This is a genomic window from Methylobacterium sp. UNC300MFChir4.1 (assembly GCF_900110155.1).
Taxonomy (GTDB): domain Bacteria; phylum Pseudomonadota; class Alphaproteobacteria; order Rhizobiales; family Beijerinckiaceae; genus Methylobacterium.
In genome coordinates, this window is record NZ_FOCS01000038.1 from 26095 (window position 1) to 32170 (window position 6076).

At 69.5% G+C, this 6076-nt stretch carries 7 protein-coding genes and 1 pseudogene; all 8 read left to right on the top strand.

Going from position 1 to position 6076, the window contains the following annotated elements; all coding sequences use genetic code 11:
* The first annotated feature begins 5 nt into the window (after window positions 1-5).
* Window positions 6-239, top strand: coding sequence for a 4Fe-4S dicluster domain-containing protein (locus BMY19_RS28265; protein ID WP_020095796.1), 234 nt, complete (start codon window positions 6-8; stop codon window positions 237-239).
* Between the two features lie 8 nt (window positions 240-247).
* A complete protein-coding gene (locus tag BMY19_RS28270) occupies window positions 248-1213 on the top strand; it encodes a HEAT repeat domain-containing protein (RefSeq protein WP_020095797.1) in 966 nt (321 codons plus the stop codon).
* 165 nt (window positions 1214-1378) lie between these two features.
* Window positions 1379-2155: a Crp/Fnr family transcriptional regulator gene (locus tag BMY19_RS28275; protein WP_091682861.1), complete on the top strand. Its 777-nt coding sequence runs from the start codon at window positions 1379-1381 to the stop codon at window positions 2153-2155.
* Window positions 2156-2319: 164 nt separating this feature from the next.
* Window positions 2320-3744, top strand: coding sequence for an ABC transporter substrate-binding protein (locus BMY19_RS28280; RefSeq protein ID WP_244535050.1), 1425 nt, complete (start codon window positions 2320-2322; stop codon window positions 3742-3744).
* A 6-nt stretch (window positions 3745-3750) separates the two neighbouring features.
* Window positions 3751-4641: an ABC transporter permease gene (locus tag BMY19_RS28285; RefSeq protein WP_091927944.1), complete on the top strand. Its 891-nt coding sequence runs from the start codon at window positions 3751-3753 to the stop codon at window positions 4639-4641.
* 72 nt (window positions 4642-4713) lie between these two features.
* The gene (locus BMY19_RS28290) at window positions 4714-5574 is read left to right on the top strand and encodes an ABC transporter ATP-binding protein (protein WP_100253684.1); all 861 of its coding nucleotides are present in this window, start codon (window positions 4714-4716) and stop codon (window positions 5572-5574) included.
* Between the two features lie 23 nt (window positions 5575-5597).
* Window positions 5598-5936, top strand: a complete 339-nt coding sequence (gene fdxA, locus BMY19_RS28295; RefSeq protein WP_100253685.1) for a ferredoxin FdxA — start codon at window positions 5598-5600, stop codon at window positions 5934-5936.
* An 18-nt stretch (window positions 5937-5954) separates the two neighbouring features.
* Window positions 5955-6076: pseudogene (locus BMY19_RS28300) on the top strand (ferredoxin--NADP reductase); the annotation flags it as partial.

Sequence of the window (6076 nt, forward strand, 5' to 3'; positions counted from 1 at the left end):
GATCCATGCCGATCATCAATCAGGCCAGCAGCGCCGCGGTCGTCATCGACGACGCCAAGTGCATCGCCGAGAAGGGCTGCCGCGTCTGCGTCGACGTCTGCCCGCTCGACATCCTCGCGATCGATGAGACCCGGCAGAAGGCCTACATGAAGTACGACGAGTGCTGGTACTGCATGCCCTGCGAGGTCGACTGCCCGACGAACGCGGTCAAGGTCAATATTCCCTACCTGCTGCGCTGAGGCCGACCATGAGCCCCGTGTTCGATTCCTTCGACGACGATCTCGACGACGTGGCCGAGCGCTGCGCGAGTGCCGACGCCGGCGTCCGGCGCGTCGCGATGATGGAGCTCGCCGAGGCCGTCGGCCCCGCGGCGAAGGTCCTGCTCCTCAAGGGCCTCGGCGATCCGGACGCGGCCGTCCGCGCCGCGGCGGCCAAGGCGCTGGACGAGCACGACGGCGCGGACGTCGTCGAGGGCCTGGTGCGGTCCCTGGAGGACGACGACGAGGCCGTGCGCCGCACCGCCGCCGATACCCTGGCCGAGAAGAAGGAGCCGGCCTGCGGGCCGCTCCTGATCGAGCGCGCCGCGCACACCGACCCATTCGTGCAGGCCTCCGCCCTGCGGGCCCTGCGCGAGCTCGTCCTGCCGGACGCCCTGTCGGCCGCGCTGAAGGCGCTCCAGAGTCCGTCCCCGGAGGTGCGCCGCGAAGGTCTCGGCGTCATCGGCTACCTCAAGGCCGAGGAGGCGCTGCCGGCGCTGATCGCCACCGCGGGCGATCCCGACCCGACGGTCCGGCGCGCCACGATGGCGGCGCTGGTCTTCCTGCGCCCCGGCGGCCCGGGCATCGGCACGCTGATCGCCGGCCTGTCCGACGAGCACTGGCAGGTTCGCGAGGAGGCGGCCGTCTCCTGCGCCAAGATCCGGCTGCCCGAGGCGACGGCGCCCCTGATCGCCGTGATGGACGATCCCGTCTGGCAGGTCCGCACCAAGGCGGCCAATGCCCTGGGCCGGATCCGAGCGCCGGCGGCCGTCGAGATCCTGGGGCGGGCGCTGACCTCGGAGGTCAGCAACCTGCGCAAGGAGGCGGCCGCAGCCCTCGGCGAGATCGCCGACCCGCGGGGCCTCTCGGCCCTCGAGGCGGCCGCCAACGATCCCGATCCCGACGTGCGCAAGCTCATCCAGTGGGCGATCGGACGCTGTCAGGGACGCCCCTAATCGATGCGGCCGTCTCGGCCTCGTCGCGCCGCCGCATCCTCCGGGTGCGGCGCCGCTTCACGTCCGCTCGGCTCCGCGATATCCAGACGCTGCCGGTGCCGGCGGCCAGTTTAGAGCTGGTACAGGGTTTGCTGCGCCGCGGCAGGTAGGATGCTGGAGGCGGCAATGCAGACCACGGCGCCGATACGCCCGTCTCAGGCCCCGGCGGGGCTCCAGACCCAGGCGAGCGCCCTCCTGCTGTCCGAGGCCGCGCCCAAGGCCGGAACCGGGCAGCGCCCTCTCCTCGACGGGCTGACCGAGCGCGAAGTCGCCCTCGTGCTGGAGAAGGGCCGGCGCCGCGTGCTCTACCGCGGCGCGACCCTGTTCACCCAGGAGACGCCCAACGACGGGATCTGGATCGTCGAGAGCGGCCGCATCCGGGTCTTCTACGCCGCGCCGTCCGGTCGCGAGATCACGCTGGCCTACTGGTACCCCGGCAACTTCGTCGGCGGTCCCGACGTGTTCGGCGCCGGCCTCCACAAATGGTCGGGCATGGCGGCGAGCAATTCCAGCGTGCTGCACCTGCCGGCCAAGGCGCTCCGGCAGCTCGTGACGCAGATCCCGGCCCTCGCGATCGGGGTCATCGACGGCCTGACCTTCAAGGGCCGCTGCTACTCGACCCTGGCCCAGATGCTCGGGACCCGCTCGATCACCGAGCGCCTCGCCCACCTGCTCCTGCACCTGTGCGACCTCTACGGCGTCGCGGAGGAGGACGGGACGGTGATCGCGGCGACCTTCACGCACGCCGACCTCGCCCACATGGTCGGCGCCACCCGGCAATGGGTGACGATCAGCCTGAAGCGGCTCTCGGAGCAGGGCGTCCTCGTCACGCGGCGCACGCAGATCGTCGTCCTGCGTCCGGACATCCTGGCGGCGATGCGCGGCGGCGAGGAATGCGCCTAAAACGCGAGCGTCCCGCACAAAACCGCAGCACATCCGGAGCCGCTCGACTTTTTTGCGCAACTAATCGACCCGCAGGCGTCCTCGGCATTTGATCGGACGCGCCGCAGCGCCCGATCATGCCGTCGATGTCTTCGCGACATCGGGCCGAAATGTTGGAGCGGGCGATGACTGGACGATTTCCCGGGCTCAGATCGGTCTCCGCTCTCGCGCTCCTCGCGCTGGCGGGCGCCGGGATCGGGGCACCGGCCCGCGCCGAGACCCTCACCGTCGGCATCGGCACGCAGGACACGACGACCAACACCGCGACGGTCGGCGTGGTGATCCGCCAGCTCAAGCTGCTGGAGAAGTACCTGCCCAAGACCGGCAAGTACGCCGGCACGACCATCCAGCTCGACTGGCAGAACTTCACGTCCGGGCCGCCGGTCACGAACGGCATGATGGCCGGGAAGCTGCAGTTCGGCGCGATGGGCGATTACCCGCTCGTCGTCAACGGCGCGACGTTCCAGAACAATCCCGAGAGCCAATCGCGGCTGATCGCGGTCGCCGCCTACAATCTCCACGGATCCGGCAACGGGATTGTGGTCAACAAGGCTTCCGAATACTTCTCTTTCGAGGATCTGAAAGGCAAGGTCGTCAGCGTGCCCTTCGGGTCGGCGGCCCACGGGATGGTCCTGAAGGCGCTGCAGGACAAGGGCTACCCGGCCACCTATTTCCGCCTGGTCAGCCAGAGCCCGGAGGTCGGCTCGACCAATCTCCAGGAGCGGAAGATCGACGCGCACGCGGATTTCGTCCCCTTCGCCGAGCTTCTGCCGTTCCGCGGCTTCGCGCGCAAAGTGTTCGATGGCGTCGAGACCAACCTCCCGACCTGGCACGGCGTGGTCGTGCGCTCCGACTTCGCCGACCGCTACCCCGAGATCGTCGAGGCCTACCTGAAGGCCGTCCTCGACGCCGACGCCTGGGTCAAGGCCGATCCGAAGCGCGCCGCCGAGCAGATCGCGGCCTGGACCGGCACCGACAAGGAGGTGGTCTACATCTTCCTCGGGCCCGGCGGGATCATGACCGTCGATCCCACGATCAAGCCGCAGCTGGTCGAGGCCGCCCGCGAGGACGTCAAGGTCCTGCAGCGGCTCGACCGGATCAAGACGTTCGACGTCGGTCCGTGGGTCGACGACGGGGCGCTGCGCAAGGTCTTCGCCGAGCGCGGCCTGGACTACGCGCAGCAGCGCGCGAGCACCGCCAATTACGAGGTGCGCGGCGAGGACACGTACTGCAAGAGGACCGTCACCGAGCCGCGCAAGGCCGGCGAGATCTGGGTGAAGGGCGGGGCGATCCAGCCCTACGCGAGCGCGGCCTGCACGCTCGGCGCGCTGAACGAGATGAAGTCCAAGGGGCAGGCCGTCGACGTCGCCTACGTCTTCGACACGGCCCGCGGCATCAAGCTGTTCGCCCGGGAGGCCTTCTACGTCGTCGACGGCAAGGGCGGCATCGCGCCGTTCCTGCTGAAGCAAGACGCCGAGGCCGCGGCGCGGGGCGGCGGCACGGTGATGCCCTACGACGAGGCCCTGAAGGCCGCTGTGACGGGAGGCTAGAACCGCATGGAAGCTGTCGCTCTCCGGCCCGCCGCCGAGTCGCGCCCGCCGCGGGCGGCGCCCCTCCCGCCGCCGGCCGCGTCCACCCGCCCCGCGACCGGCCGCGTCCGCCGCTGGCTGCGGCTGCATCACGGCGCGTTCCGAGCCGCGCTGATCGGGCTCACCTCCCTGATCCTGTTCGTCGCGCTCTGGCAGTATCTGACCGCGAACCGCGTGACCCTCTACGTGCGGTTCCTGAACATCCCGACGCCGATGGACGTCGTGGACCGCGCGGCGATCGCCCTGCGCAGCCCGAACTTCGGCGACCACGTGCTCATCTCCTGCCGCCGGATCCTCTTCGGATTTCTCCTGGCCGGCGGCGTCGCCGTGCCGCTCGGGCTCCTCATGGGGCGCTACCGCCTCCTGCGCGAGATCGCCTTCCCGATCTGCGAGGTGCTGCGGCCGATCCCGGCGATCGCCTGGGTGCCGATGGCGATCATGCTCTGGCCGACCAACGAGGGCTCGATCGTCTTCATCACCTTCCTGGGCTCGTTCTTCCCGATCCTGATCAACACCCTCCAGGGCATGGTCCAGGTCGACCCGGTCCTGGTGCGGGCCGCACGCTGCCTCGGCGCCCGCGAGGCGGCGGTGTTCCGCGAAGTCTACCTGCCGGCCTCGCTGCCGCAGATCTTCACCGGGCTGACGGTCGGAATGGGTGTGGCCTGGGTCTCGCTGATCGCCGCCGAGATGATCTCCGGCCAGTTCGGCATCGGCTACTTCACCTGGGAAGCCTACTCGCTGGTCCAGTACCCGGACATCGCCCTCGGCATGATCACGATCGGGCTGCTCGGCCTCGGCTCCAGCTTCGCGATCCGTCTCGTCGGCCGCCTCGTCATGCCCTGGGCCGCGGCCCGCTAGGCCTCCGCCCGCCGCCCGGCGCGGTCCTCGCCGGACCGGTCCTCCACGCGCGTCACCAATGGGGAGCTTGCCATGGCCGAATCGAGCCGGGGCCTGATCGAGGTCAGCGACTTCTGCCTGCGCTACGAGACGATGGAGGGGTCCGTCGAGGCCGTCTCGAACGCCTCGCTCACCGTCCATCCCGGCGAGTTCGTGTCGATCATCGGGCCCTCGGGCTGCGGGAAGTCGACGCTGCTCAACGCGCTGGCCGGCTTCCTCAAGGCGTCGTCCGGGCAAGTCACCGTCGACGGCGAGGCGATCGCGGGACCGAGCGCAGATCGCGGCATGATCTTCCAGCAATACTCACTGTTTCCCTGGAAGACGGTGCGCGAGAACGTCGAGTTCGGCCTGAAGATGAAGGGCGTCCGGCGCAGCGAGCGCGAGCGTCAGGCGCGGACGCTCCTCGGCCTCGCCGGGCTCACGGCGTTCGAGAACCACTATCCGGACCGATTGTCCGGCGGGATGAAGCAGCGTGTCGGCATCGTGCGCGCGCTCGCCACCGGCCCGCGCATCCTGCTGCTCGACGAGCCGTTCGGCGCCCTCGACGCGCAGACGCGGCTGATCATGCAGCAGATCCTCACCAACATGTGGCAGCGCCTGAAGATCTCGGTGCTGTTCGTGACCCACGACATCGACGAGGCGATCTTCCTCTCCGACCGCGTCTACGTGATGACCGCGCGTCCCGGGAGCATCAAGGCCGAAGTCGTGGTGCCCCTCCCCCGCCCGCGACAGCCGGCCCTGACCCTGTCGTCGGAGTTCCTGGCGCTGCGCCGGGGTCTGATGTCGCTGATCCGCGAGGAGAGCCTCCGCGCGATGGGCGGCGAGGTCAGCGCCGAGGCGATGAAGGGGCTGGCGATCGATCTCGAGGGCCAGGATCTCCCCGCGCTGCTCTGACCCCTGCGCCGAGGTGCGAAGTCATGACCTATGTCGTCACCGAGAACTGCATCCGCTGCAAGTACACCGACTGCGTCGAGGTCTGCCCGGTCGACTGCTTCTACGTCGGCGAGACCATGCTGGTGATCAACCCGGACCAGTGCATCGATTGCGGCGTCTGCGAGCCCGAATGCCCGGCCGATGCCATCAGGGCCGACACCGAACCGGAGATGGCGGGCTGGAAGACCTTCAACGCCAAGTACGCCGATCTCTGGCCCAACATCACCGAGAGGACCGAGCCGGCCGTCGACGCCGCGGCGTGGGACGGCCGCGGCGGCAAGCTGCTCGACCTGTTCGGGACTACCGACCCGGCGTCCGCCTGAGCGAGGACTGATCCGTCGATGAGCAAGTTCTACGAGGAGCGCGTTCTGTCGGTCCACCACTGGACCGACAACCTGTTCTCGTTCCGCACGACGCGGGATCCGGCGTTCCGGTTCCGCAACGGCGAGTTCACCATGATCGG

Bases quoted from the DNA above. Each gene is read 5' to 3' on its own strand.
- BMY19_RS28265 (WP_020095796.1), top strand. From the start codon at position 6: ATGCCGATCATCAATCAGGCCAGCAGCGCCGCGGTCGTCATCGACGAC.
- BMY19_RS28270 (WP_020095797.1), top strand. From the start codon at position 248: ATGAGCCCCGTGTTCGATTCCTTCGACGACGATCTCGACGACGTGGCC.
- BMY19_RS28275 (WP_091682861.1), top strand. From the start codon at position 1,379: ATGCAGACCACGGCGCCGATACGCCCGTCTCAGGCCCCGGCGGGGCTC.
- BMY19_RS28280 (WP_244535050.1), top strand. From the start codon at position 2,320: ATGACTGGACGATTTCCCGGGCTCAGATCGGTCTCCGCTCTCGCGCTC.
- BMY19_RS28285 (WP_091927944.1), top strand. From the start codon at position 3,751: ATGGAAGCTGTCGCTCTCCGGCCCGCCGCCGAGTCGCGCCCGCCGCGG.
- BMY19_RS28290 (WP_100253684.1), top strand. From the start codon at position 4,714: ATGGCCGAATCGAGCCGGGGCCTGATCGAGGTCAGCGACTTCTGCCTG.
- fdxA (WP_100253685.1), top strand. From the start codon at position 5,598: ATGACCTATGTCGTCACCGAGAACTGCATCCGCTGCAAGTACACCGAC.